Source organism: Aureimonas sp. Leaf324, from assembly GCF_001423245.1.
In the GTDB taxonomy this organism is placed as follows: Bacteria; Pseudomonadota; Alphaproteobacteria; order Rhizobiales; family Rhizobiaceae; genus Aureimonas.
Window position 1 is genome coordinate 123,772 of the sequence record NZ_LMOH01000012.1, and the last position, 23,405, is coordinate 147,176.

Genomic DNA, 23,405 nt, shown 5'->3' on the forward strand with positions numbered 1-23,405 from the left:
TCGCCCGGTTCCGAGTGATCCTCTGGCCCCCTCCTCTCGAGAACGGGAGAACCCATCTCGATCGGAGGGCGCACGGCAGGGCTCCGACAGTGGCTCAACGAAATCCTTCCAGTTTCACCGGCTGTTCCGCGGCTTTCCACGCCAGGACTGCCATGCCAGCCGAAATGCACAGGAGGCCGGCGCTTAGGACGAAGGTGCTCCGGTACCCGTTCGCGTCGAACAGGAGGCCACCCACCGTCGCGCCCAGCGTGATGGCCAGCTGGATGATGGCGACCATCAGCCCACCGCCCGCATCGGCGTCGTCCGGAACGGTGCGCGTTAGCCAGGTTCCCCACGCCACGGGGGCCGGAACGCTGACGAGGCCCCAAATGCCGAGCAGGGCGGCGGTCGGGAGAGGTGAAGCACCGAAGACGATGAGCGCGACTGCGATGGACGCCATCGCGATCGGAATGGCGATCAGGACCGTGAACAGTCGGCTCTTCAGGATCGTCCCGACGATCGAGGTGCCGACCAGCCCAGCGAGGCCGATGGCCAGAAGGATGAGCGACAGCATCGTGACGTCGACGCCCGTGACGGTCTCGAGAAACGGACGCAGATAGGTGAAGAGAGCGAACTGACCCGTGAAGAACAGGAAGATGGCCGACATCCCATAGGCGACGGTGGAGCGGCGGAGGAGCTGGAACACGTTGCCCGTCCGTCTTTCGTTGGACCGAGGCGGCATTCGGGGCATCGACATGAACTGCCACACCATGGCTGCCGCTGCGAGCGGCACGACCACGCTGAACGTGCCACGCCAGCCGACGATACTACCAAGGAAACTTCCGAGAGGCGCGGCGATGGTCGCTGCCAGCGCGTTCCCACCGTTCAGAAGTGCAAGGGCCTTGGGAACGGCGTCTCTCGGCACGAGGCGCATGACGGTCGCGGTGGACATGGACCAGAAGCCCCCAATCGCCACACCCAACAGGGCACGACCGCCCATCATGATGACGTAGTTCGGGGCGATCGCGACGATCGCGCCCGATACGATCAGGAGCGATGTGAAGAAGAGCGTCACGGTGCGTCGGTCGTGCCGAGCGACGAGGGAAGAGCTGAACAGGCTGGTGAGAACGGCGAACACGCCGGAAATCGAGATGGCCTGACCGGCCTGGCCTTCGGTGATCCGCAGCGTGTCGGCGATCGGCGTCAGAAGGCTGACGGGCATGAACTCGGATGCGATGAGGACGATGACGCCGAGCGTCATCGAGAGGACTGCGCTCCACGCGATCGAGCCGCGGGACGCGGGCGCGTCACTCGAGATGGCGATGGACATGACTTGACCTTTCGGTGTGGCCGTCGCGGCCATCGAAGGCAAGCGACGCAATGGACGCGAGCCTGCCGGATCGGTCGGCTCGGCTCGGCTGCACACGAAGTAGGCCTTCGACAGTCCATCGATTATCCGAGGATATCGGCATGTCGTCATGAACCAGTCTCATCAATCGTTGCGAGAAGGCCATTGCGGGCACCTGCCCTTCGCCTCCGACGTGCGTTCTCCCTGTCAATCGACGTGGATCGAAGGCGGCGCGTCGCTCGTCGACGCACCGCCCTCCGTGACTCGGTCAGAAGCTGTCGGAGCCCGGCACGATGGTGCCGACGCCGGCGGGTCCCGCCGTGTAGCTGGCACCCGGCGTGCCGGTGATCACGCTCATCACGGCGTCGCGCTCCGCCGCGTCGTCCACGGAGCGGGAACCGGGTACCAGGGCACCGTTCGAAGAGGTGGCGTTCGGAAAGCCGTAGATCGCCCGATCCGTGACAGTACCAACGTCGACTCGCGAAGCGGTTCCTTCGATCACGGACATGACGGCCGCGCCGTCACGGGCCCGCTCGTAGGTGTCGGAGCCGGGCACCACGGCTTGGGCGGCGGACATGGTGCCGAAGGAGGCGGCGGCGAGAAGGGCGGAGGCGATGATGCGGGTCTTGGTCATGGTCTTGTCCTCGGTCGGGCCGCATGGGGCCGTTGGTTCAGGGAAGCCCGGAAGGCCTATCGGCTCGGATATGACCGGCTGGGTCGGTCGCTTCCCTGTGTTTGACGAGGATCATGCTAGCCGCGACCTGTCGCAGGGCTGTGCCGCGGTCGTCTGAAATTGTCCCAAAAGTGTATCGGGGACGGCAGTCGATCCAAAGCAACGGCCCGTCTTGCGACAAGTTGATACAGTTTTTGGCAGGCATTCCGAGTGTGGCCACTCTATACTCACTGACATCCCGTTTCGAGGCCACCGGATGGACACCGCATCCCACATCATCGTCGTCGACGATCACCAGGACATCCGAGATCTCGTCGGGACCTATCTCGAACAGCAGGGATATCGGGTGAGCGTCGCTGAGAACGGTGCGGCCCTTCGCCGACTTCTGGAACGCAGCGTTCCGGACCTCATCGTCCTCGACATCATGATGCCGGGTGACGACGGGCTGACGATGTGCCGGGAGATCCGCACGATGGGCGAGACGCCCATCATCTTCCTGACGGCTCGGGCCGAAGAGACCGACAGGGTGATCGGCCTCGAACTCGGCGCCGACGACTACCTGACCAAACCCTTCTCATCGCGTGAACTCCTCGCCCGCATCAAGGCGGTGCTGCGTAGGGCGCGGCCTGGAGGCCCCCAACGGGTCCACCGTCGCCCCTCCATGCTGCGCTTCGACCGTTGGACACTCGACGTCAGCCGCCGCGAACTCCAGGACGAGGACGGCGTCGGCGTTCCCCTGAGCACGGCGGAGTTCCGCCTCCTCAAGGTGTTCGTCGAGCACCCCGGTGCGGTGCTGTCGCGGGACCAGCTGCTCGACCTCACGGTCGGGCGCGAGGCCGAGCCCTTCGACCGCGCCATCGACAACCAGGTCAGCCGACTGCGCAAAAAGGTCGAGAGCGACCCGAAGAACCCGACCATCATCCTGACCCATTGGGGCGGCGGCTATAGCTTCGTCCCGGAGGTGATCGCGCCATGACCATAGCATCGAACCACGCCACGGTATGGAAGCGCGCTCTCCGCTGGCCGACATTCGAAGCCAAGCGATGGAGTCCGGCCTACTGGTGGCGCAAGAGCCTGGCGATCCAGCTTCTCGCCTCCATGCTCCTCGCCCTCTTCGGCAGCCTCGCCTTCGGCCTCTACATCTGCTGGGACGAATACAAGGGCGCCATTCAGAGCGCGGCACGAACGGAGCTGCACAGCCGCTCGGCGGCGGTGGCGCGTCTGATGGAGGTGGCGACGCCCGACCTCAGGGACGAACTCGCTCGGGTCAACAGCACGCAGTACACGCGCTTCTGGGTCTCGGCCGGCGGCACGCCGAACCTAGACGGCTGGGTCGATGCCGCCTTCGTCCAGTTCCAGGTCCCGCTTCGTGACCTTCTCGGCGAAGGAGTCGAGGACACTCCGGTCGGCCACCCCGGTGCCGGCCTAGTCTTCGAAACGGATGCGACGAGCGATCTGTTCCGCCAAGGGGCCCGTTGGGACGGCCCGATCGTCCAAGGCGTCTCCGACGCTCCCCTTCGTGCGCGATACTTGGACTACGCGGAGGGCGACGGGGCCGGCGTCATCATTCCGCTGACCGACGGGCAGGCTCTCAACGTCGCGTTCTACAAGCACATCGTCCCGTCGATCTGGGCGACACCGCTTCCGTTGACCCTCGCGCTTACGGCCGGGTTGGTAGCTCTCGTCGGTGCCTTCACCGCCCGGCGCATCGCACGCCCCCTAAGACAGCTGACCACGGCCGCGGAGTCGCTCGGGCGCGGCGAGGCGGTGCAGCCGTTGTGCGAATGCGGCCCCGACGACATCCGTCGGACGTCGGAGGCCTTCAATCGCATGCAGGAGCGCCTTCACCGCTTCGTGGACGACCGGACGCGGATGCTCGCCGCGATCAGCCACGACCTGCGCACACCCCTCACCACCCTTCGCCTGCGCGCCGAACTCGTCGAGGACGCGAACCTTCAGGGACGTATGCTCTCGACGATCGACGAGATGCAGGCGATGACCGATGCCACCTTGGCCCTCATCCGCCAGGAGACGACGGCCGAGGCGACCCGTACCATCGACCTGTGCGCCCTCGTCGAGAGCACGTGCGAGGATCTCGCCGAACTCGGCCACGACGTGACGTTCGAGACCAGCGAGCGTCTTCCCTACCGTTGCCGGCCGGATGGTCTGCGACGTGTCGTGCGCAACCTCGTCGAGAACGCCGCTCGATACGCTGGCAATGCGAACGTACGCGTCGTCACCACGCGTTCGACCGTCGAGATCGTCGTGGAGGACGACGGTCCCGGCATCCCCGCCGACAAGCTGGACGAAGTGTTCGCGCCCTTCTACCGCCTCGAGGGTTCGCGTTCCCGCCAGACGGGCGGGGCCGGCCTCGGCCTGTCGATCGCCCGAGCCATCGTCCGTCAGCACGGAGGCGACATCGCGCTTCGCCGGCGCTCGCCCGGCTTGAGCGCCGTCGTGAGGCTCCCGGCCTGAGACCAGGCGTTCCCCCATCGTATCGGTGGCAAGCTGCCGCTCGGACGTCGAGATCGTCGAAACGCTGACTGAACTGCGATCGACGACCGTCGCTCCTCACCGTTGCCGCGTCTCGACGCCCCATCGAAAGCCCGGAATGTTCCACCTGAACTTCTCGATCCCGTGCCTCTACGTGCTGGCGCGGTTTCTCCTGCCGCTCCCCTGGCCGACCCGATCGAAGCTGGCCGCCGGCGCCCTTCTCCTTTTCGCCTCGCAGTTCCACCTCTGGAACCGCCTGTCGTCGGGCTCCGTCTTCTCGCCCGAGTTTCCGCAAGGGGTGGTGGTCGCCTTCAACTGGGCGTTCGGCGCGATCCTGTTCCTAGCGATCCTCCAGATCGCGCTCGACGTCGTCGGCCTCGCGACGCTTCCCTTCCGCCGGCCCGCCGCGATCGTCTCGACGAGGGTGCGATACGCGGCGGCCCTGACCGCGATGGGTCTCGCCGCGATCGCCGTCCACCAGGCGACACGGGTGCCCGAGGCGAAGGACGTGGAGGTCGCGATCCGGGACCTACCGCCCGCCTTCGACGGCTACCGACTCGTGCAGCTCACCGACCTACACCTCAGCCGCCTGTTCCAGGCAGACTGGGCACGCGCCGTCGTGGAGCGCGCCAACGCGCTGGACGCCGACCTGATCGTGGTGACGGGCGACCTCATCGACGGCTCGGTCCAGGCGCGCCGCGCCGACGTCGAGCCGCTCCGCGACCTCAGAGCGCCGGACGGCGTCTGGATGATCCCCGGCAACCACGAATACTACTTCGGCTACGACGCCTGGATGCAACGCTTCGGCGAGCTCGGCCTCCGGGGCCTCACCAACCGCCACACGGTCATCCGACGGAACGGGGCGGAGATCGTGCTGGCGGGTCTCGCAGATCTACGAGCGCCGGCGAACGGGCACGAGGGCCCCGACCTCGACGCGGCCCTGGCGGGGGCCCCCACGGGCGCGCCCGTGATCCTCCTCGAACACCAGCCCCGAAACGCCCCGGAGCGGGCCCCGCATGCCGACCTCCAACTGTCCGGCCATACCCATGGCGGCATGATCCGCGGACTGGGTTTCTTCGTCGCCCGCGCCAACAACGGATTTGCGTCGGGCGCCTACCGCATCGGCGACATGACGCTTTACCTCAGCAACGGCACCGGCCTCTGGCCGGGCTTCGCCCTGCGCCTCGGCAAGCCTCCGGAGATCACCCGCATCACGCTCCGTGTTTCAGGCTCGCGATCCGTACTGCCCTACGGCACGACTTCGGTGGCCGCCTTCCCTCTGCAGGGCAAGACCGAGGTCAATTCCACCCCAGGATCCGTTCGGCAGCTACCGTCCTTTCTAGAAAGTTCGTCGGTGAATTCGGCGGACCGCAGAGGATCCTTGCCCGCGATCTAGCTCGTGGCCGCCCGGCCGAACCGCGGTCGCCGATTGCGACGTACATTGGGACCGGTGGTCCTCCACCGACCCCGATCGTCGGGGTAGCGTACCATCAACGAAAATCTCGGGTTCTCACGCGAATCTCGTCGACGACATGACCGTAGGGATCGGCCATCGTCTTGGCGGGCGGCATGCGTGGCGGTGCCTTCGCGATCACGCCTGCAATGTCGGTCATGCCCTCGTCCGCCCGTCCCCGCCGTCCGACGCTCGCGAACTCCCGCGAAAGGTCCGTCAGCGCGTGCGCCACGAGGTGGACGACCTCGCCCTCCCGTTGGATGCGTCCCCGTACGCCCATCATCCCGGCACCGAGCACCGTCCGGCGGTTCGCCTCGAACACCTTCGTCCAGACGACGAGGTTGGCGACGCCTGTTTCGTCCTCGATCGTGATGAACATGACGCCCTTCGCCGACCCGGGCCGCTGGCGAACGAGGACGAGACCGGCCACCTCGACCCACCTTCGGTCACGTGAACTCATAGCCTCGGCACAGGTGATATGGCGCCGCCGGCCCAGCTCGGCCCGGAGGAACGAGACAGGATGCTGGCGCAGCGTCAGCCCGACGTGGCCGTAGTCCTCGACGACCTCGCCACCCTCCGGCATGGCCCGTAGCCGGACGACGGGCTCGACCTGCTCGGACACGGTTGCCGCCTCCCGGTCAGCGGCCGCGGCGAACAATGGGAGCGGCTCGTCGCGCAGCGCCTTGATCGCCCACAGTGCGTCCCGGCGGCTCATTCCCAACGCGGGACGGAAGGCGTCCGCCTCAGCGAGCTCGGTCAGGGTGGCGTGCGGGACTCGCGCCCGGCGCCACAGGTCATCGACGGACGCGAATGGTCTGTCCTCCCTCGACGCGATCAAGCGAGCCGCTTCCGCGTTGCTTAAGCCCCGCACCATCCGCAGCCCGAGCCGGACCGCGTATCGCCCGTCGTCGGCCTCGGAAAACTCTTCCGCTCCGCTTGGCTCCAGCGTGCAGTCCCAGCGGCTGGCGTTGACGCAGACCGGCCGCACCTCGACGCCATGCTCCTGGGCGTCCCGCACGATCTGCGCCGGGGCGTAGAAGCCCATCGGCTGGGCGTTCAAGAGCGCTGCGCAGAACACGTCGGGATGCCAGCACTTCAGCCAGGACGACGCGTAGGCGATCAGCGCGAAGGACGCCGCGTGGCTCTCCGGGAAACCGTAGGATCCGAAGCCCTCGAGCTGGCGGAACGTGCGCTCCGCGAACTCGCGCTCGTAGCCGTTCGCCACCATCCCCTCGACCAGCTTGTCCCGGAAGTGCGAGACGCCGCCTGTGAACTTGAACGTCGCCATGGCACGACGAAGCTGGTCGGCTTCCCCCGGCGTGAACCCTGCGCACTCGATGGCGACGCGCATGGCCTGCTCTTGGAAGAGCGGCACGCCGAGCGTCTTGCCGAGGACGCGCTCGAGCTCGGGCTTCGGGAAGACGACCTTCTCCCTGCCCTCACGGCGGCGGAGGTAGGGGTGCACCATGTCGCCCTGGATCGGCCCCGGGCGGACGATCGCGACCTCGATGACGAGGTCGTAGAAGGTCCGCGGTTTCATCCGCGGCAGCATGGCCATCTGGGCGCGGGATTCGATCTGGAAGGTGCCGAGCGTGTCCGCCCGCCGAATCATGGCGTAGGTCCGCGGATCCTCCGCCGGGATGCTGGCAAGGTCGAGGGCGATCCCCTTATGTTCACGTAGGAGGTCCAGTCCCCGACGCATCGCCGACAGCATGCCGAGCGCCAGCACGTCGACCTTCATGAACTTCAGCGCGTCGATGTCGTCCTTGTCCCACTCGATCACCTGGCGGTCGACCATAGCGGCCGGCTCGATGGGGACGAGCTCGTCGAGGCGGTCGCGCGTCAGGACGAAGCCGCCGGGGTGCTGCGACAGGTGCCGCGGGAAGCCGACGAGCTGTCCCGCGAGCTCGAGAGCCAGCCGGAGCCGGCGGTCCTCGAGGTTCAGGTTGATGCTTTGCGCGTGCTTCTCGTCGATGTCCTCCGACCAGCCCCAGACCTGGGACGAGAGCGTCTTCGTTAGATCCTCCGGCAGGCCGAGCGCTTTGCCGACGTCGCGCAGCGCGCCCTTTGCCCGGTAGCGGATGACGGTCGAGCACAGGGCGGCCCGGTCCCGTCCGTAGGTCTCGTAGACCCACTGGATGACCTCCTCGCGCCGCTCGTGCTCGAAGTCGACGTCGATGTCAGGCGGCTCGCGGCGCTCCTCGGACACGAAGCGCTCGAACAGGAGGTCGTTGCGAGAGGGGTCGATAGACGTCACGCCCAGCACGAAGCAGACGGCGGAGTTCGCCGCCGAGCCGCGGCCCTGGCAGAGGATGCCCTTCGACCGCGCGAACCGGACGATCGAGTTCACCGTCAGGAAGTACGGCGCGTAGTCGAGGCGCTCGATCAGCCGGAGCTCGTGCTCGAGGTTGCGCCGGACGCTGTTCGGCAAGCCCTCGGGGTACCGCTCAGCCGCGCCCTCCCACGTCAGCTTGGCCAGCGCCTCCTGCGGGGTCAGGTCGGGGAACTGCTTCTCCTCCGGGTACTGGTAGGCGAGTTCCGACAGGGAGAAGCGGCAACGGTCGGCGATCTCAACCGTCCGGGCGAGCGCCTCCGGGTACCGGGCGAAGAGGCGGTGCATCTCCTCCGGCGGCTTGAGGTAACGATCGGCATGCCGTTCGCGACGAAACCCAGCCGCATCGATCGTCACGCCGTGCCGGATGCAGGTCACGACGTCCTGGAGGATTCGACGGTCGGGCTCGTGGAAGAGGACGTCGTTCGTCACCACCGTCGGCACGCGCATCGCCTGCGCCATGGTCGAAAGCTCGTGCAGCCGGAACTGGTCGTTCGGCCGGCGGCGCAGGGTCAGCGCGATGTAGGCCCGGGTGCCGAACGCGTCCCGTAGGCGACGGAGCTGGCGACCGAGGTCCTCGTCGGCCTCATCAGGAACGAGGATGGCGACCATGCCCTCGCCATGCGCGACGAGGTCGTCCCAGTGCAGGACGCAGCGTCCCTTCCCGCCCCGCGACTTCCCGAGCGACAGGAGGCGGCAGAGGCGGGCGTAGGCCGGACGGTCCGTCGGGTAGACGAGGACGGGCAGCGCGTCGACGACGTCGAGGCGGCATCCGACGATGGCGCGGACGCCCGTCGTCTTCGCCGCCTCGTGGGCGCGCACGATCCCGGCCACCGAGTTCCGGTCAACGACGGCCAACGCCTCCATGCCCATCAGCGCGGCCGTAGCGAAGAGCTCCTCGCAGGACGAGGCGCCCCGCAGGAACGAAAAGTGCGACGTCACCTGAAGCTCGACGTAGCGAGGTGCGCCGCTCATCCGAAGATGCCGTGGAGATACCACTTGTGGGAGCCGGTCGCAGGATGCTCACCGTCACCGGCACGGTAGAGCCAATACCGCTCGCCGGCGTCGTCCTCGACGCGGAAGTAGTCTCTGACCTCCGCGGCCTCGACTTCCCGCTTCCACCACTCGCCGAACACCCGCTCCGGGCCGTCGGCGCGGCGGATGCGGCGGCGCTGCCCCCGCCATGAGAACCAGACGGGTGGGTTGTCCGGCAGGAGCGCCATCGTCTCGACGGGCTCGGGCCGCGGCAGCAACCGGGACGGCCGCGGCCAGTGGTCGTCCCAGGACGCGCCGTCGTCGATGGACATCGGCTCGACGCGGGCGACGGACCGCTCCGGCACGTCGCTGGCCACCGGGGCGAAGCGATAGAGGCGACGTTCGCCGATGCGGTTCGCTAGCAGGTCAACGAGACCGGAGACGTCCACCTTGGGCTCCTCGACCAGCGAGGACATGACCTGGGCGGCGCCGAGCGGCTCGTGATGCGTTGCCGCGAGCGTCATGACCTCGATTCCGAAGCCGGGATCGACCTTCTCGATCCGGTCGCACAGGAGACGCGTCAGGCGCCGCGTGTCGCGCTCCGCCTTCGCCGTTCCGATGCGGATGGCCTCCGATCGGTTATCAACCCGGCCGAACAGGAGGTCGAGGCGGCGGGCGCCGAGGCCGCGTAGTTCAAGTTCGGCGACAAGGGCGACAACGAGCTTGCCGACATACCGCTTGATCGTCTCCGGCGCGCCGATGGGCTCGCCGAAGACGCGTCGCACCTCGACGAGGTCGGGCGACCGAACGGGCTCGATCGGCTCAGGCACGGTGCCGAACGCCTGGTCGAGGCGCCGGACGAGCTGCGGACCGAAGCGCTGGACGAGCGGCGCCCGAGGCTGGGCCGCGAGATCTCCGACCGTCGCGAAGCCAAGGACTTGGAGGTCGCGGCGCATGCGCTCGGGCAAGCGGAGGGCAGCAAGGGGCAGCCGCGCAAGGGCGTGTTCCGCCCGCCCCGGCTCCACGAGGACCATGGCGGCGCCCGCATGCCGGGCGGCTGCATGCGCGGCGCCCCAAGTGTCCGCGATCGCGACACGTGCCTCCAGCCCGGACGCGGCGAAGCGGTCGACGATCGCGCGGAGCATGGCCTCCTCGCCACCATGCAGGTGATCGGCGCCGGTCGTATCGACGACCAGCCCATCCGGCGGGTCCGCCGCGACGACGGGCGAGAACCGCAGCGCCCAGACAGCAAGGCGGTCCAGCGCGTCCGCGTCCCCGACCGGGTCGGCGTCCAGGATGGCAAGGCCGGGAACCAGCGCCTGAGCTTTCGTAGCGGGCATGCCGACGTGGAGGCCGGCGCTCTCTGCCAGTTCGTCCGCCGCCAGGACGACGCGGCGGCTCCCGTCCCGCCCGACGAGCACCAGCGGGATGTCAGCCGGTGGCGCGCTTCCGGGCGACTTGCGGCGGAGCCGATCGGTCGGCCACCGTGGAAGGAAGAGCGAGACGACCCTGGGCATCACACGCCTCCACTTCGAAGTCGGCACATTCTCCCGCCCGGGACCGCAGGAGTTCGAGGAGCCACCGGGACCGGCCGACGCCGGGAACGGGCAGCGGGCGCGACGGCAGGACGGAGACGCGCCAGCGCGTCACGGACGCGGTCGGCTGGCCGAAGTCCGCGGCCTCGGCCTGTCGTCGCCATCGCCGGACGGCGAGCGCGAGCGTGCCCGACCCCTCGGCGGCGAGCTGGAGGCGGCGCGACGCCGTCATCGACAGCTTGGCGACTTCGGCGACGACGGCACCAAGTCCGCCATGCCGGAGGCCGTCCTCGAAGCAGGCCAGAAGCGTCTTCTCGTCGCCCGCCTCGACGTAGATCACCCTACCTGGAGCGAGGCCGGCCTGGGCGATGGCAGGGGCGAAGAGGTCTGGGCGTGTCATGCACCAGAGAATCTTGCCCTTCGTGCGAGCGGCGACCCCGGCGGTGAACAGGGCGGCCGCGGCTCCGTCGACCGCCCCGTTCCCCCCGCCCGCCACTTCGTGAAGGGCACCCAGCGCCAACCCGCCGCCCGGCAGGCGTCCGTCGATCTCCGGGACGCCGAACGGCAGCGCCTCGCGAACCCGCGCATCCCTACCCTCGAGGCGCTGGACGCGCTCGCGTAGATCGGCCAGGACGGAGTTGTTGGGCATGCGGGGCATCGGTTGGCGACGGACCAGATTCCTACGGACGACTCGGTCGAAGAATATGTTCCCGTTCTGTTCCGTGACTAGCCCGTGAGTCAATCGACCTCTCGGCTATCCACCGATGCGACCCAGACTGTGGACAACTCGGCTAGCGCTGTCGGCGCGGCCGGAGTCCGTCTCGACAGATGTCCTCCCGACGCCGGGATCACGCCTCCGGGAGAAAGCTGGCGGTAGCGGCCGGGCGCCCGAGGTAAGCGGAACATATCGAAAGGCCCGCTCGCATGATCCGCTGGACTCTCTCCACCGCCCTTCTCGGCACCCTCCTGCCCATGACGGCGATCGCCCAGACGAGCGTCGAGCATCCCGTCTACGGTCCGCGGCTCGAGGGTTTCGAGTACCCCCACCCCGTCGCCATGCGCATGGTCCGCTCACAGGGGCAGGCCCTGGAGATGGCCTACATGGACGTCGCCGCCACCGGCGAGGCGAACGGCAGGACCGCCGTCCTCCTCCACGGCAAGAACTTCTGTGGCGCGACCTGGGAGCGGACGATTGCAGTGCTGACGGAGGCCGGGTACCGCGTCATCGCCCCCGACCAGATCGGCTTCTGCAAGTCGTCGAAGCCTGAAGGCTACCAGTTCAGCTTCCCCGACCTCGCCACCCGGACGCACGCCCTCGTCGCCGAACTCGGCATCGAGAAGCCCGTCGTCGTCGGGCACTCCATGGGCGGCATGCTGGCCGCCCGCTACACATTGATGTTCCCGGACGACGTCGGACAGCTCGTCCTGGTGAACCCGATCGGGCTGGAGGACTGGCAGGCGAAGGGCGTGCCGTACCAGCCGCTGGACGATGCCTACGCGGGCGAGCTGAAGACGAGCTTCGACAGCATCAAGGCCTACCAGCAGCGCATCTACTACAACGGCGACTGGAAGCCGGAGTACGACCGCTGGGTCGAGATGTCGGCGGGAATGTATGCCGGAGACGGTCGAGAGATCGTCGCCCGCACCCAGGCGCAGACCTCGGACATGGTGTTCACCCAGCCCGTGGTCCACGAGTTCGGGCGCATCGCGGTTCCCACGGTCCTGATGATCGGCGGGCTCGACCGCACCGCCCCCGGTGGCAACCGGGCAGCCGAGGAAATCGCCGAGACGCTCGGCCAGTACCCGACGCTCGGACGGCAGGCAGCGGAAGCCATTCCCGAGGCCACGCTGATCGAGTTCCCCGAACTCGGGCACTCGCCTCAGGTCGAGGCGCCGGACGTCTTCCACGCCAAGCTGCTGGAGGTACTGGGGTTCCGCGAGAAGTGATGTAGGTTGGGGCCTCCGCAACCAGCCGGTGGAGACATCCATGCCCGAGAAGACGCTGTTCATCGTCCAGCAGTTCGAGCGCATGGGCAAGCGCCTGGTCTCGGGTCGGCAGATGGAGTTCAAGACGGCCGTTGAGGCGAAGGGACGCGCCGAGCGCGACGCCGCCCGGACCGCAGGCGTCGTCGCGCTCCAGCAGACGATCGACACGGATACGGGCGAGGTCGTCGAGGATCCCGTCGTCCTTGCCCGCTACGGCGAACTGCCTTCCGAGTTCGATCAAGGATGATCGGGTGATCTGGGAGGATGTACTCGGCAGCCGTTACGTCGGCTGTATCCACGTCTGATCGGCAGCGACGCACGATACCGTGACGCACGGTCGCCGTGCATCGATGCTCGCTCCAATTGGTGTTCGGGTTCGAACTGTCCTGGGAGACACGATGCGTCGAGTGATCGTCTGCGCGGCATACGCCTGGGCTCTGACGTTCAGCGTAACGCCGTCTGATGCGCAGGAACGCGAAGCTGTCGTCCTCGGTGGAGGCTACGTCATGTCGCTCGATCCGGGCGTCGGAGATCTCAGGCAAGGCGACATCCTGGTGCGGAACGGCGCGATCGCCGAGATCGCGCCGCGGATCGAAGCGCCGGGCGTGACGCGCATCGACCTAGGCGGCAAGCTCGTCCTGCCCGGTCTCGTCGACACGCATACCCACCTCTGGACCAGTTCCATGAAGGGCTGGTTCCAGAACACGCCGCAGACAGCCTACTTCGACGTCAAAGCGCATTTCGGGCGGCACTTCACGCCCGAGGACGTGCGGATCGGCACCTACTACGGCGCCGTGGAAACCCTGGCCTCGGGCGTGACGACGACGGTCGACTTCTTCCACAACAACCGGGGCACCGACTTCTTCGAGGCGAACCGGCAGGCGCTTCTGGAGAGCGGCCTGCGCGCAAGGCTTCTCTTCGGTGCCCACGACGACATGCCGGCGGACGAGACGGTTCATCTCGATCGTCTGGGAACGCTGGCCGCCGGATGGCGCGACGGCCGGGTGACCCTGGGTTTCGGCTGGCGCGGCCCGGGCACGGGTTCGCCGCAACAGCTTGCGACCGGCCGCACGGAACTTACCGCCGTGCGAGCGCTCGGCCTGCCGATCGCCGTGCATGCCTCGGGCAAGACGGTGGCTCCGCTGGCGGCGAGCGGCCTTCTCGGTCCCGACGTCCAGATCATCCATGCGACCGGCGCCTCGCCCGAGGAACTCCGCGTCTTCGAGGAGGCCGGCGCCTCTCTCGCCCTGACACCCGTCACGGAGCAGCGCGTCGGCTACGGCGTGATCGCGCTCCGCGACTTCGAGCCCATGCGCCGCATCGGGCTCGGGATCGACGGGCCGGGCCTTGCGGGCCAAGCCGATCTCTTCGCCAACATGCGTCTTCTCGCCCTCAACGAGGCGGGCCGCAGCGGGGACGAAACCGCACCGTCTCCGCGCCGAGTCCTCGAACTCGCGACACGAGACGCCGCACGATCCATCGGCATAGACGACGAGATCGGCACGCTCACTCCGGGCAAACGGGCCGACATCATCGCCCTCGACCTCCAGGACCTCGGCATGGGCCCCTTGCCGGACGGCGACCCGGCCGCGCTGGTGGTCTATTCGGCGCAGCCCGCCCATGTCGACTTCGTCATGGTCGACGGCGAAATCCGCAAGCGCGACGGGCGGCTCCGCAAGGTAGACGTGCCCCGGCTCCTCGACGACGTGGCGCGCTCGATCCGAAGCGTCGCGAGCCGCGCCGGCGGCTGGCCGCCGGCATCCGACTGACAGGCAACCTAAGTTGAGCCGGAGACTTCCCCCGTCGATTCCATGCAAGCCGGCCCTCCATCGCAAGACCGTTCCCCGATCCCCACCTGCGGTCGATCTTCCAAAAACTTCAGGACGCCTCATGCCCGACGGTGCCTTCCTTCGAGTCGCAGCGATGGCTCTGTCCATGCTCGGCGTCCTCGCAGCAGCCGGCGGCGATGCGCTCGCCCAGTCCGGGGCGACGCCGATCCGGGTCGTCGCCTTCGGCGACAGTCTCGTCGCGGGCTACGGCCTGAAACCCGGCGAGGCGTTCCCGGCCCAGTTGCAGGCTGCGTTGCGGGCGCGAGGCTACGACGTGACCGTCGCCAACGCTGGCGTCTCGGGCGACACATCGGGCAAAGGCTTGGCCCGCGTGGAACGTGCCGTCCCACCGGGCACCGACCTCACCATCGTCGAGTTCGGTGCGAACGACATCTTCCGCGGCGTGCCGCCGCGCACCACCGAGCGCAACCTCGACGCCATCCTCTCGCATGTCGGCAAGGTGTCGAAGGCAACGGTCCTTGCGGGGATGGTGGCTCCTCCCAACCTAGGCAACGATGCCGCACGGGCGTTCGCCCCGATCTATAGGCGGTTGGCGGACCGACGCTCGGCTGCCCTCTATCCATTCTTCCTAAAGGGCGTAGCCGGCCAGACGAGTTTGAACCTCGGGGACGGCATCCATCCGAACGCAGCCGGCGTGAAGCGCATCGTCGACGGCATCATGCCAACCGTGGTGTCTGAGCTTCGCAAGCTCGAAGGGCGGCGCTCGGCCGTCGATTGACGGGATCGGAAGGAGTTCCCTTCCAGCCAGAACATGATTTGGCCGATGATGCCGTGCCCGCATCTCAGATAGATTGTGGGGATGGCCCCGATCGGCGGTATTGCGCGCCCCCGGCACATCCGGCGATGGTGCCAACCATGGTTTCATACCTTACGTTCTCCGATCTCCGCCGCCGCTCGGTGCCGCAGCTCGCCAAGGGATGCTGATGGGACGGCTTCCGCCTACGACGGCTGGGCGGCAGGCCGATCTGTTCGCGGACCTCGCCGCCAACGACGACGCCGCGCCCAGGCCTCTCCCCGAGCCTTCCAATCGCCGTCCTCGCGGCGTCACCGTCCCCGCCCTCCCATCCGACGACGAGATGGCAGAGCACCTCGTGGCGACGGGACGCTACCGTGTCCTGCGACGACTCATGCCGCGGCCCATGGCGTCGATGCCATCTCCTTGGCCGATCGACCTCAAGCGCGGCGTCATCCTCGATACGGAGACGACCGGGCTCGACCACTCGACGCACGAGGTGATCGAGATCGGAATGGTCGCGTTCACCTACGACGATGCGGGAATTCGCGACGTCATCGACGTGTTCTCGGCCCTCCGCGAGCCTAGTCAACCGATCACCGCGGAGATCACCCGGATCACCGGCATCACGGACGAAATGGTCCGAGGCCAGACCATCGACCTCGACGCCGTCGAGCGCTTCATCGAGCCGGCGGATCTGGTCGTCGCGCACAACGCGCGGTTCGACCGACCGTTCTGCGAGAAGCTCGCACGCGGGTTCGACGTGAAGCCTTGGGCCTGTTCGGTGTCCGAGATCGATTGGACATCCCTGGGGTTCGAGGGGACGAAGCTCGGCTATCTCGTCGGGCAGGCTGGCTACTTCCACACCGGCCACCGGGCCGTCGACGACTGTCATGCGTTGCTCGAGGTGTTGTCAGGCTCGTCCCCCAACGTCGACGTGCCGGCCCCCTTCTTCCAGTTGGTCGCCTCTGCCGGAAGGGATCGCCTACGCATCCACGCCATCGGCTCGCCGTTCCATACGAAGGACATCCTGAAGGCACGAGGCTACCGATGGGCGGACGGTTCGGATGGCCGTCCGAAGTGCTGGTGGCGGGAGGTCGATGAAACCGCCTTCGGCGAGGAGGACGCCTTCCTGACGCACGAGATCTACGGCGGGTACCCGGAAGCAATCGTTCACCGCCTGACGGCGTGCGAGCGGTTCAAGTCGTAAGCGGCTTTCGGAGCCTAGCTTTCTGAACGAAGGCTTTGGGACGAAGTGATTAGAATGAACCCGAAGACTGCCAGGTCGCATTTCAGCTGGTGGTGATCTTGACGGCCAGCTCACGAGCAAGCGTGCGAAGGTCCAGCTCGAGACCTCGATTGCGTACGATCCAGAGATGCCGAAGCAGTTCCTCTGGAACGAACCGATCGAACTTGGCCTCACGCAAATTGCCGACCGCGTTGGCGAGTTCCGAGACGGTCAGTTTCGGGTCGTCCGCGATCCGTTGCAGGGCTGCGATCACCATCTCGGGGGTAGCGTTCGTCGCCGTGACCCCCACGTCGTGTCCCGAGCATCTCAGCCCTTGCGAGGTCAGCGCGATGGCGAACAGCGAGGCCATCGCCGTACCTCGCCAGAGGAAGATCTGCGTGTCGCCGCCTGCCGCTAGAACCTGAATACTGGCGAGATCGTGCGCCCGGTAGACCGTGCGGGCCTGCTGAAGCAGCGCCTTCGCATTCCCGTCCAGGTACCCTGGGACGTCGACATCCTCGTAGACGGAGCGCATCTCGGATAGGAGGCGGTCATGCATCGGCTCCGAGACCAGCCCCTCGAACATCGGGAGCTTGCCCGCCCTGTGTATCTCCACCCTCAGGGTCTTCGTCCGGTCATCGACGTCGACGATGCGCCAGCGCCGGCCGGCGAAGGCCAGCAGGCTTCCGACGCCGACCGAGTTCGCGACGGGGATCGTCCCCAGCGTCGACTGCTCCGAGACCAGCTTCCACTCCTGGTCGGTCTCGAAGATCGCGTAGAAATCCCTCCCGGTGGTGATCACCTCTCCCGCCTCGCCGAGCATGATCGTCCCGTCGGGCGCCTGTTCGAGGAGATTCGAGTCGGCACCCGCCATCGCCCGCAGGAGAGCGACGAACTCCCCCTTTCCGAGAGCCGCCAAAGGTCCCTTTCCGCAGATGTCCGCGTAAAGTCGTGAGGCCTTCTCTCCACCCCGCTCGCAGATGATCGAGAGGATCTGATGCAGCACGACGGTAGCGATCGAGGGGTCGGCCCCCGGCGGCTCCACGAACTTCGCGACGAGGAGGCGGATCGCCGCGACGGCCCGCACGACATCCATGTGCAACCGGTCGATGAGGTCGGATGCGGTCGTCGGATCGCGCTCACGGACGTAGATCCGCAGGACGGCCGGCACGCCCTTGCGCCGCCCACTCCGTCCGAGACGCTGCCGGAGGCCTGCCAGGGATCGCGGCGCCCCGATCTGCGCGACCGACTTCACCGAGCCGATGTCGATGCCGAGTTCGAGGGTCGTCGTCGCCACCGCGGTCGTCGGAGGCGTGCCTGCCTTCAGTCGTCCTTCCAGCTCCTCGCGCAGTTCGCGCGACAGACTACCGTGATGCGGGAAGAACTCGTTCGTCGTGCCGGCGTCGTCGCTGCGTTGGCGCAGGCGATCGACCATCGCCTCGACGCGTCGGCGAGAACCGGCGAACAGGAGGTTGTTGTCGCCACGCAGCGTCTGGAAGACGTGATCGGCGACGAGGTCGAGGGCCCGCCGCGCACCGATGTCCTCCAGTGCATCCGGATCGTCGACGTCGTGCGCCTCGAGGACGGCACGAACCTGGAGCAGGATCTCGGGGGAGCCCGCTGCCCCATCGACGCGGACGACGGTCTCCGCCTTCCCGGGCGCCATCCACTCGGCCGCCGCCTGCGGATCCCCGATCGTGGCGGAGAGTCCGACGCGCCGCATCGTCCGACCCGCGACGCCGTCCAGACGGTTCAGCAGGCTATGGAGATGGAGGCCCCGGGGGCCGGACAGGAAGGCATGGAGTTCGTCGACCACGACGAACCGGACGTTGCCGAACAGGCGTCCGAGACCGCCGGACCGCCGGACGAACATCGCCTCCAGGGACTCCGGCGTGATGAGGACCACGCCGCGTGGATTACGCAGCGTCCGCGTCTTGTCGGCCTGCGGCGCGTCGCCGTGCCACCGCACGATCGGCATCTCTAGCCTCTCGCAGAGGGGCAGGAGACGCCGGTACTGGTCGTTGATCAAGGCCTTCAGCGGCGCGACGTAGACGACGGAGAGACCAGCCTCCTCGGCGCCCGCGACCTGCGTCAGGATCGGCAGGAACGCCGCCTCCGTCTTGCCTGCCGCCGTCGAGGCCGAGATCAGCACGTGCCCGCCGCCGTCCAGGATCGGATGGATCGTCCGCTCCTGGATGTCCCGCAGTTCGCTCCACCCCTCCTCGTGGATCCAACGACGGATCTCGACGTGGAGCCGATCGTAGCCGTCCCGCCGCTCAGAGCCTGAGGGTGGCAAGCTCGTCGTCCGTCGCAGGTGCGCCACCGGTGACTGCCTCGGAAGGCCCGTCGACGATGTCTTCGTCCGGTTCGCCGGCGTCCGCGGCGACGGCGACGGACGCGACGAGATCGGTCCAACGCGTTCCGGGATTCTGCTCCAGGACCGCAAGGAACTGCACGAAGGCGCGGATGGTGTTCCGCGGCGTGCGGAAGTAGGCCTCGCCGATGCGCCCGTTGCAGTGGGCCATGAAGGCCGGCAGGGCCTCGTCCGGTACGAGGTTGCGCGACGGGTCGCCACCGGCGAAGACGTTCCTGATGTTGCCGAGGAGGACGTAGAGATCCTCGGGCGTCAGGCTCTGCAGCCGCAGCACCGGACCGGAGAGGTCGACGAGACCGTTGGCCGCGAAGGTGTTCTCGGCGAGCCGGGACTGGAGGGCTGCATAGCTGTAGAGCCCGCGTCGCGTGTCCATTAGGAACTCGGGCGTACCGCCGAGGAGGAAGCCGAGCCCCTGCGCGTTGCCCTGCAGGACGTCGTTGAGCATCCGCAGGATCTGCTCGTAGTTCTGGTTTCGGGCCTGGGCGTTCTGGAGCTTGTAGAGGTTCACCATCTCGTCGAGGACAACAAGAATCCCGGTGTAGCCCGCCAGGCGAACGAAGGCGGCGAGAAGCTTGAACGCGTCGTATACGTCCGCGTCGTCGATGATGTTGCGCACGCCCAGCGCCTGGCGCGCTTCGGTCTTCGTCGAGTACTCGGCACGGAGCCAGCGAAGCGCCGAGGCCTTCAGCCCCTCGTTCTCGGTCTCGCCACCGCGCCAGTAGGCCTTGAGAACGGTCGCATAGTCGTACCCGCCGACATGGTCCTGAAGACTGGCCAACCTAGCGTCGATGGCGGACTCGACCGACGTCCCCCTCGTCTCCGCGTCCTTGACGCATTCGGTCACGAACCGCTCGACGATACTCGCCAGCGCGTTCCCGTCGGGCTTGGTCCGGGTCGCTATGTTGCGGACCGCCTCGGTGTAGAGATTGCGCGCCTGGCCGCCGGACGCATGCAGCCGTCGGTCCGGAGCGAGATCGGCATGCAGCGTGACGCACTTCCGCTCCAGGGCGATCAGGCGAACGAGGTTGAGGAAGAAGGTCTTGCCCGCCCCGTACTCGCCGACCACGACCCGGAACGCCGAACCGCCGTCCGCGATGCGGTCGATGTCGCGCACGAGGGCCCCGACCTCCCCTGCCCGGCCGACCTGCACGTGGCGCAGGCCGACCCTCGGCACGACGCCGGCGGACAGCGCCTGCAGGATCGTATCGCGGTCGCGCGATTTGATGGGTCCCGTGTTCATGCCGTCTCCGATACGTCGCTCAACGCGGCCCTCAGGTGATCGGGGACCGTCAATCCGTCGTCGTCCTCGTCCAGGATCGATTCGTCGAACCGGTCGAAGGCCCATTCGTTGATCGTCTCGATCGCGCCATCGGGAAGCAAGCCGAAGTCCCTGGCCAGCCTGTCGAATTCGCTACGATCCACCGTTCCTCTCGCTTCCACCGAGCGTAGGAGCCGGCCATGCGCCCTGTCGAGACCGATCAGGCCCTCGGCTTCGGTAACGGACGCGGCATCCCGCCGGACGACCGGCGCGGGGTCTTCGGCATCCTCCTCGAAGATGTCGGCGAGGAGCTGCGAGACGGCGGAGGTCTCGGATCGAATGCGATCCAGACGCGCCTGATCGACACGGACCACCGGCGCCGGAGCTGCAACCGACGCATCGGCCGAGGGACCTGTGGGGATCGCGACCCCGACGGCCACCTCCTCGGGTGCGATCGAGACGGGAGCGTCGACCTCGATCGCACCGCGATGGATCGCCGAATAGAGGTCGTCCACGGGAAGGCCCATCGTCTTGTACAGCTTCTCCAGGAAACGGATCTCCGCAGGGGATGCGTGGCCATCGGCGAGCACCGCCGACATGGCGCTCCGAGCGACGCGCTTCCGGTCGAGGTCGGGCATCTTCGCGAGCCGCGACAGAACGTTCCCCTGCTTAGTGCCGGCGGACATGAGATGACGAGCGAAGGCTTGCAGACGGGCACGCTCCGCTGCGCCGAGACCTGCGCTCGCGGCGATGTCTGCCTCGATCGCAGCGAGTTCGGCGAAATCCTTGGAGTCGTCCGCAGCCGCAGCGAGGACCGCGACCTCGATCATCGTGCGCATCGCCTTGTATTCGTCGCGATCGGAATCGACGTTGCCTCCACCGGGCGCCGAGAACAGGATCACGTCGCCTTCCAATCCGGGCGTTCCCGAGCCGTACCGGCGATCGGGCTCGATGCCGAGATCCAGGCGATCGAGGATTGCTCCCAACTGTGTGGCCGTTGCCGCCGGAACCTTACCCTCGGCGGTATCGGGCATGCCGAGGGAGGACATTAGGGTCCGAACTGGAGTCGCGGCCATGCCGGATGTGGTCAGGCGCGCCCGCAGCGCATCGCCGACAGCCTTCGCGGGTGCGCCAAACTCGGTATTCGCGATCGTCTTCGGTACGAGGAATGCCGCCTCGATCGTACCTCGCGCCTCTGGCTTCCGCCCGAGCAGCCGGCTGTACGGCTGTAGCTCCTCGGAACACGCATCGAGCGCCTCCCGCATCCACTTCAAGGGTGCACTTAGTCCGACCACGTCGGGGACCGGGCGCCCTGCAAACGACGGTACGATCTCCGCCTCGAACTCACCCGACGCCGCTCCATAGCGAACGAGCATGGTGCGCTTAGGTGCGGCGACCTTCATGCCGGAGGGGAACCGCTCGGCGAACTTCGCCTCCCAGAGAAGGCGCGCCTCAGGGAAGCATCGTTCAATCGCTGTCCGCGTCCTCGTCTCGGGATGCCCGAGAAGCCAGACGAGGGCGTCGTCGGCGTCGAGCGCCGCCCCTTCGGCGATCCTTCGACCAAGGTGCAGCCGGATCGCTACCGGCAGTTCCTCTCCGGTCCAGAGGGCCGGACTCGGTGTCGGTTTCGGGACGTCGTCGAGCAGCGCGGCTGCGGCGCCAAGGAGCTTCGAGGCATAGGTCCGGAACGAGTAGTCGCGTCCGTAGATCGCCAGAAGCCGTTCGACCTCGGCGACGATCGCGGCCGCATCGCCCGTCTCCCCGTCGTGGAAGAGCCGCCGCTCAAGCCCGTACAGGAAGATGAATGGATAGCAGATCCCGTAGTCCGGATCGCTCCGGCCACCCGCGAGCCACTGTAGGTGAGCAAGACGAGCAGCGGGAGTGATCTCCGAGTACGACGGCCAGTACGGCACGGAGCTGCCCGCGACGTCGGCACCGGACGCCGCGACCCGGGCGGACGGATCGAGGAGGCTCGGATCCTTGCGACCGCTCCGGGGCGCCTGCAGTTCTCGCCCGACGAAGAAGAGGCCACCTCGGATCGTATGGCCGGCGATCTCCATGACCTCATCGCTGCTGACCCATCGATAGGGCAGCCGGGACTGGCGCACGGACTCGGCGAACTTCGAGATCCGCTCGCCGACCGAAGGCGCAGGAGGAATGGGCGCAGCCTTGGCGGTCGGCGCGGCCGTTGGGGCAGGAGCCGATGGTACCGGTGTAGGCTGCGGCTGCGGCTGAACGAGAAGGAGCGACGCATCGATGTTCAAGACATCAGACAGCGCCTCTAGCTCGTCGAGGGTCGGCGTCCGGGTGCGGGTCTCGATCTGGTAGACCGTCGCGACGGCGATCCCCGTACGATCGGAAAGTTGCTTGATCGTGAGTCCTCGAAGCTCGCGTGCACGCGCGACCGGCAGAGGTCCTGCGACGATCCGATCCTGTGACCGAGACGAGGTGTGTACGCTCGATGGAGGATTCGCCGATGATGCGCCTGGCCGAACGGTCGCATCCTCCCTTCCCTGGACCGGGGTGACAGGTCGATCGCTCGACGATATCGCTGCGAGGTTCCTGGCGGACCGCTCACCGAGGATATCCCGCCGAAACTCATCGCTCGATCCGAACGTCGATCGCGCAGGGAACCCGATCCTGTCGGTCGGTATCCCCAAGGTATTCGAGAGTGCGAACGCTTCCAGCTCCGTAGGACTGCGGGTGCCGTTCTCGATCTGATGCACGATGCTAGACTTCAGCCCGCTGGCCAGGGCGAGCGTCCCGCCGGTCAGGCCAGCCGCCTCCCGCCAGTGCCGAAGCGGCATGGGGCCCGGAATCTCGGGAACGACTGCGGTGGCTGGGCGAGCCTGATCGACGGACGAAGACTGCAACGGCTGCGCTGGCAAAGGCGGCTCCATCGGAGCCTCGACTGCGAGTTGGATCTCGCGCTCCAAACCAGCGAAGGCCGGCTCTGGATCGGTGCCGGCGATCGGTGTCTCCGCTACCGTATCCCGCGGAGCCAGGTTCATCGGCTTAGGTTTAGCGGACTTCTCTCGATGCCTGCGCGAGTAATAGCGATGCACGAGGACCGCGCCCCCTGCGAACAGGAGGATGATGAACCACTCCAAGACGCTACCCCCGATTGTTCCCGCCGCCGATTCACACCTTAACCATCGGGCGAGGATGCGGGGAAGATGCGACGTCGT

Annotated in this window: 16 protein-coding genes; 8 read left to right on the forward strand and 8 right to left on the reverse strand. The window is 67.4% G+C overall.

The window, feature by feature from the left end:
* Nucleotides 1-94: 94 nt before the first annotated feature.
* Nucleotides 95-1,309, reverse strand: coding sequence for an MFS transporter (locus ASF65_RS08185; RefSeq protein ID WP_082505276.1), 1,215 nt, complete (start codon nucleotides 1,307-1,309; stop codon nucleotides 95-97).
* A gap of 286 nt (nucleotides 1,310-1,595) precedes the next feature.
* Nucleotides 1,596-1,961, reverse strand: a complete 366-nt coding sequence (locus tag ASF65_RS08190; protein WP_055887736.1) for a hypothetical protein — start codon at nucleotides 1,959-1,961, stop codon at nucleotides 1,596-1,598.
* A gap of 295 nt (nucleotides 1,962-2,256) precedes the next feature.
* On the opposite strand from ASF65_RS08190, the gene ASF65_RS08195 reads away from it, so the two are divergent.
* The 3 genes from ASF65_RS08195 to ASF65_RS08205 all read left to right on the forward strand — a co-directional run bounded on the left by ASF65_RS08195 (nucleotide 2,257) and on the right by ASF65_RS08205 (nucleotide 5,889).
* A complete protein-coding gene (locus ASF65_RS08195) occupies nucleotides 2,257-2,976 on the forward strand; it encodes a response regulator (protein ID WP_055887739.1) in 720 nt (239 codons plus the stop codon).
* Nucleotides 2,973-4,475: an ATP-binding protein gene (locus ASF65_RS08200; RefSeq protein ID WP_082505278.1), complete on the forward strand. Its 1,503-nt coding sequence runs from the start codon at nucleotides 2,973-2,975 to the stop codon at nucleotides 4,473-4,475. The genes ASF65_RS08195 and ASF65_RS08200 overlap by 4 nt, the downstream gene beginning before the upstream one ends.
* Before the next feature lie 136 nt (nucleotides 4,476-4,611).
* On the forward strand, nucleotides 4,612-5,889 hold the full coding sequence (locus ASF65_RS08205; protein ID WP_082505280.1) for a metallophosphoesterase: 1,278 nt from the start codon (nucleotides 4,612-4,614) through the stop codon (nucleotides 5,887-5,889).
* Nucleotides 5,890-5,983: 94 nt separating this feature from the next.
* Here ASF65_RS08205 and ASF65_RS08210 read toward each other — a convergent pair whose 3' ends face one another.
* Genes ASF65_RS08210 through ASF65_RS08220 form a run of 3 tightly spaced genes read right to left on the reverse strand, consistent with a single transcriptional unit; the run spans nucleotide 5,984 to nucleotide 11,446 of the window.
* Nucleotides 5,984-9,253, reverse strand: coding sequence for an error-prone DNA polymerase (locus ASF65_RS08210; RefSeq protein ID WP_055887742.1), 3,270 nt, complete (start codon nucleotides 9,251-9,253; stop codon nucleotides 5,984-5,986).
* Nucleotides 9,250-10,770, reverse strand: a complete 1,521-nt coding sequence (locus tag ASF65_RS08215; protein ID WP_055887744.1) for a DNA polymerase Y family protein — start codon at nucleotides 10,768-10,770, stop codon at nucleotides 9,250-9,252. Before ASF65_RS08215 ends, ASF65_RS08210 begins: the two co-directional genes overlap by 4 nt.
* Nucleotides 10,685-11,446 (reverse strand): ImuA family protein, encoded by a 762-nt coding sequence (locus ASF65_RS08220; RefSeq protein ID WP_055887747.1) that lies wholly within the window; start codon nucleotides 11,444-11,446, stop codon nucleotides 10,685-10,687. The genes ASF65_RS08215 and ASF65_RS08220 overlap by 86 nt, the downstream gene beginning before the upstream one ends.
* A gap of 266 nt (nucleotides 11,447-11,712) precedes the next feature.
* Here ASF65_RS08220 and ASF65_RS08225 point away from each other — a divergent pair, with 266 nt between their 5' ends.
* The 5 genes from ASF65_RS08225 (at nucleotide 11,713) to ASF65_RS08245 (ending at nucleotide 16,567) form a co-directional block, all read left to right on the forward strand.
* The gene (locus tag ASF65_RS08225) at nucleotides 11,713-12,735 is read left to right on the forward strand and encodes an alpha/beta hydrolase (RefSeq protein ID WP_055887750.1); all 1,023 of its coding nucleotides are present in this window, start codon (nucleotides 11,713-11,715) and stop codon (nucleotides 12,733-12,735) included.
* A gap of 40 nt (nucleotides 12,736-12,775) precedes the next feature.
* Nucleotides 12,776-13,021, forward strand: a complete 246-nt coding sequence (locus ASF65_RS08230) for a hypothetical protein (protein WP_055887752.1) — start codon at nucleotides 12,776-12,778, stop codon at nucleotides 13,019-13,021.
* A gap of 259 nt (nucleotides 13,022-13,280) precedes the next feature.
* Complete coding sequence (locus ASF65_RS08235; protein WP_210166638.1) at nucleotides 13,281-14,543, forward strand: amidohydrolase family protein; 1,263 nt, start codon at nucleotides 13,281-13,283, stop codon at nucleotides 14,541-14,543.
* A 154-nt stretch (nucleotides 14,544-14,697) separates the two neighbouring features.
* The gene (locus ASF65_RS08240) at nucleotides 14,698-15,342 is read left to right on the forward strand and encodes an arylesterase (RefSeq protein WP_244486596.1); all 645 of its coding nucleotides are present in this window, start codon (nucleotides 14,698-14,700) and stop codon (nucleotides 15,340-15,342) included.
* 205 nt (nucleotides 15,343-15,547) lie between these two features.
* Complete coding sequence (locus tag ASF65_RS08245; protein ID WP_055889003.1) at nucleotides 15,548-16,567, forward strand: 3'-5' exonuclease; 1,020 nt, start codon at nucleotides 15,548-15,550, stop codon at nucleotides 16,565-16,567.
* Between the two features lie 82 nt (nucleotides 16,568-16,649).
* Here ASF65_RS08245 and ASF65_RS08250 read toward each other — a convergent pair whose 3' ends face one another.
* From ASF65_RS08250 to ASF65_RS08260, 3 genes are read right to left on the reverse strand one after another with little or no spacing between them, the layout of a single operon-like run.
* Complete coding sequence (locus ASF65_RS08250) at nucleotides 16,650-18,881, reverse strand: DEAD/DEAH box helicase (RefSeq protein WP_055889006.1); 2,232 nt, start codon at nucleotides 18,879-18,881, stop codon at nucleotides 16,650-16,652.
* A complete protein-coding gene (locus tag ASF65_RS08255) occupies nucleotides 18,862-20,199 on the reverse strand; it encodes an ATP-binding protein (protein ID WP_055887759.1) in 1,338 nt (445 codons plus the stop codon). Before ASF65_RS08255 ends, ASF65_RS08250 begins: the two co-directional genes overlap by 20 nt.
* Nucleotides 20,196-23,327, reverse strand: a complete 3,132-nt coding sequence (locus ASF65_RS08260) for a TerB N-terminal domain-containing protein (protein WP_082505284.1) — start codon at nucleotides 23,325-23,327, stop codon at nucleotides 20,196-20,198. Before ASF65_RS08260 ends, ASF65_RS08255 begins: the two co-directional genes overlap by 4 nt.
* Nucleotides 23,328-23,405: the final 78 nt, after the last annotated feature.

What these genes read in the sequence shown, in the direction of transcription:
- ASF65_RS08185 (WP_082505276.1), bottom strand. Translation starts at nt 1,309, where the DNA reads ATGTCCATCGCCATCTCGAGTGACGCGCCCGCGTCCCGCGGCTCGATC.
- ASF65_RS08190 (WP_055887736.1), bottom strand. Translation starts at nt 1,961, where the DNA reads ATGACCAAGACCCGCATCATCGCCTCCGCCCTTCTCGCCGCCGCCTCC.
- ASF65_RS08195 (WP_055887739.1), top strand. Translation starts at nt 2,257, where the DNA reads ATGGACACCGCATCCCACATCATCGTCGTCGACGATCACCAGGACATC.
- ASF65_RS08200 (WP_082505278.1), top strand. Translation starts at nt 2,973, where the DNA reads ATGACCATAGCATCGAACCACGCCACGGTATGGAAGCGCGCTCTCCGC.
- ASF65_RS08205 (WP_082505280.1), top strand. Translation starts at nt 4,612, where the DNA reads ATGTTCCACCTGAACTTCTCGATCCCGTGCCTCTACGTGCTGGCGCGG.
- ASF65_RS08210 (WP_055887742.1), bottom strand. Translation starts at nt 9,253, where the DNA reads ATGAGCGGCGCACCTCGCTACGTCGAGCTTCAGGTGACGTCGCACTTT.
- ASF65_RS08215 (WP_055887744.1), bottom strand. Translation starts at nt 10,770, where the DNA reads ATGCCCAGGGTCGTCTCGCTCTTCCTTCCACGGTGGCCGACCGATCGG.
- ASF65_RS08220 (WP_055887747.1), bottom strand. Translation starts at nt 11,446, where the DNA reads ATGCCCCGCATGCCCAACAACTCCGTCCTGGCCGATCTACGCGAGCGC.
- ASF65_RS08225 (WP_055887750.1), top strand. Translation starts at nt 11,713, where the DNA reads ATGATCCGCTGGACTCTCTCCACCGCCCTTCTCGGCACCCTCCTGCCC.
- ASF65_RS08230 (WP_055887752.1), top strand. Translation starts at nt 12,776, where the DNA reads ATGCCCGAGAAGACGCTGTTCATCGTCCAGCAGTTCGAGCGCATGGGC.
- ASF65_RS08235 (WP_210166638.1), top strand. Translation starts at nt 13,281, where the DNA reads ATGTCGCTCGATCCGGGCGTCGGAGATCTCAGGCAAGGCGACATCCTG.
- ASF65_RS08240 (WP_244486596.1), top strand. Translation starts at nt 14,698, where the DNA reads ATGGCTCTGTCCATGCTCGGCGTCCTCGCAGCAGCCGGCGGCGATGCG.
- ASF65_RS08245 (WP_055889003.1), top strand. Translation starts at nt 15,548, where the DNA reads ATGGGACGGCTTCCGCCTACGACGGCTGGGCGGCAGGCCGATCTGTTC.
- ASF65_RS08255 (WP_055887759.1), bottom strand. Translation starts at nt 20,199, where the DNA reads ATGAACACGGGACCCATCAAATCGCGCGACCGCGATACGATCCTGCAG.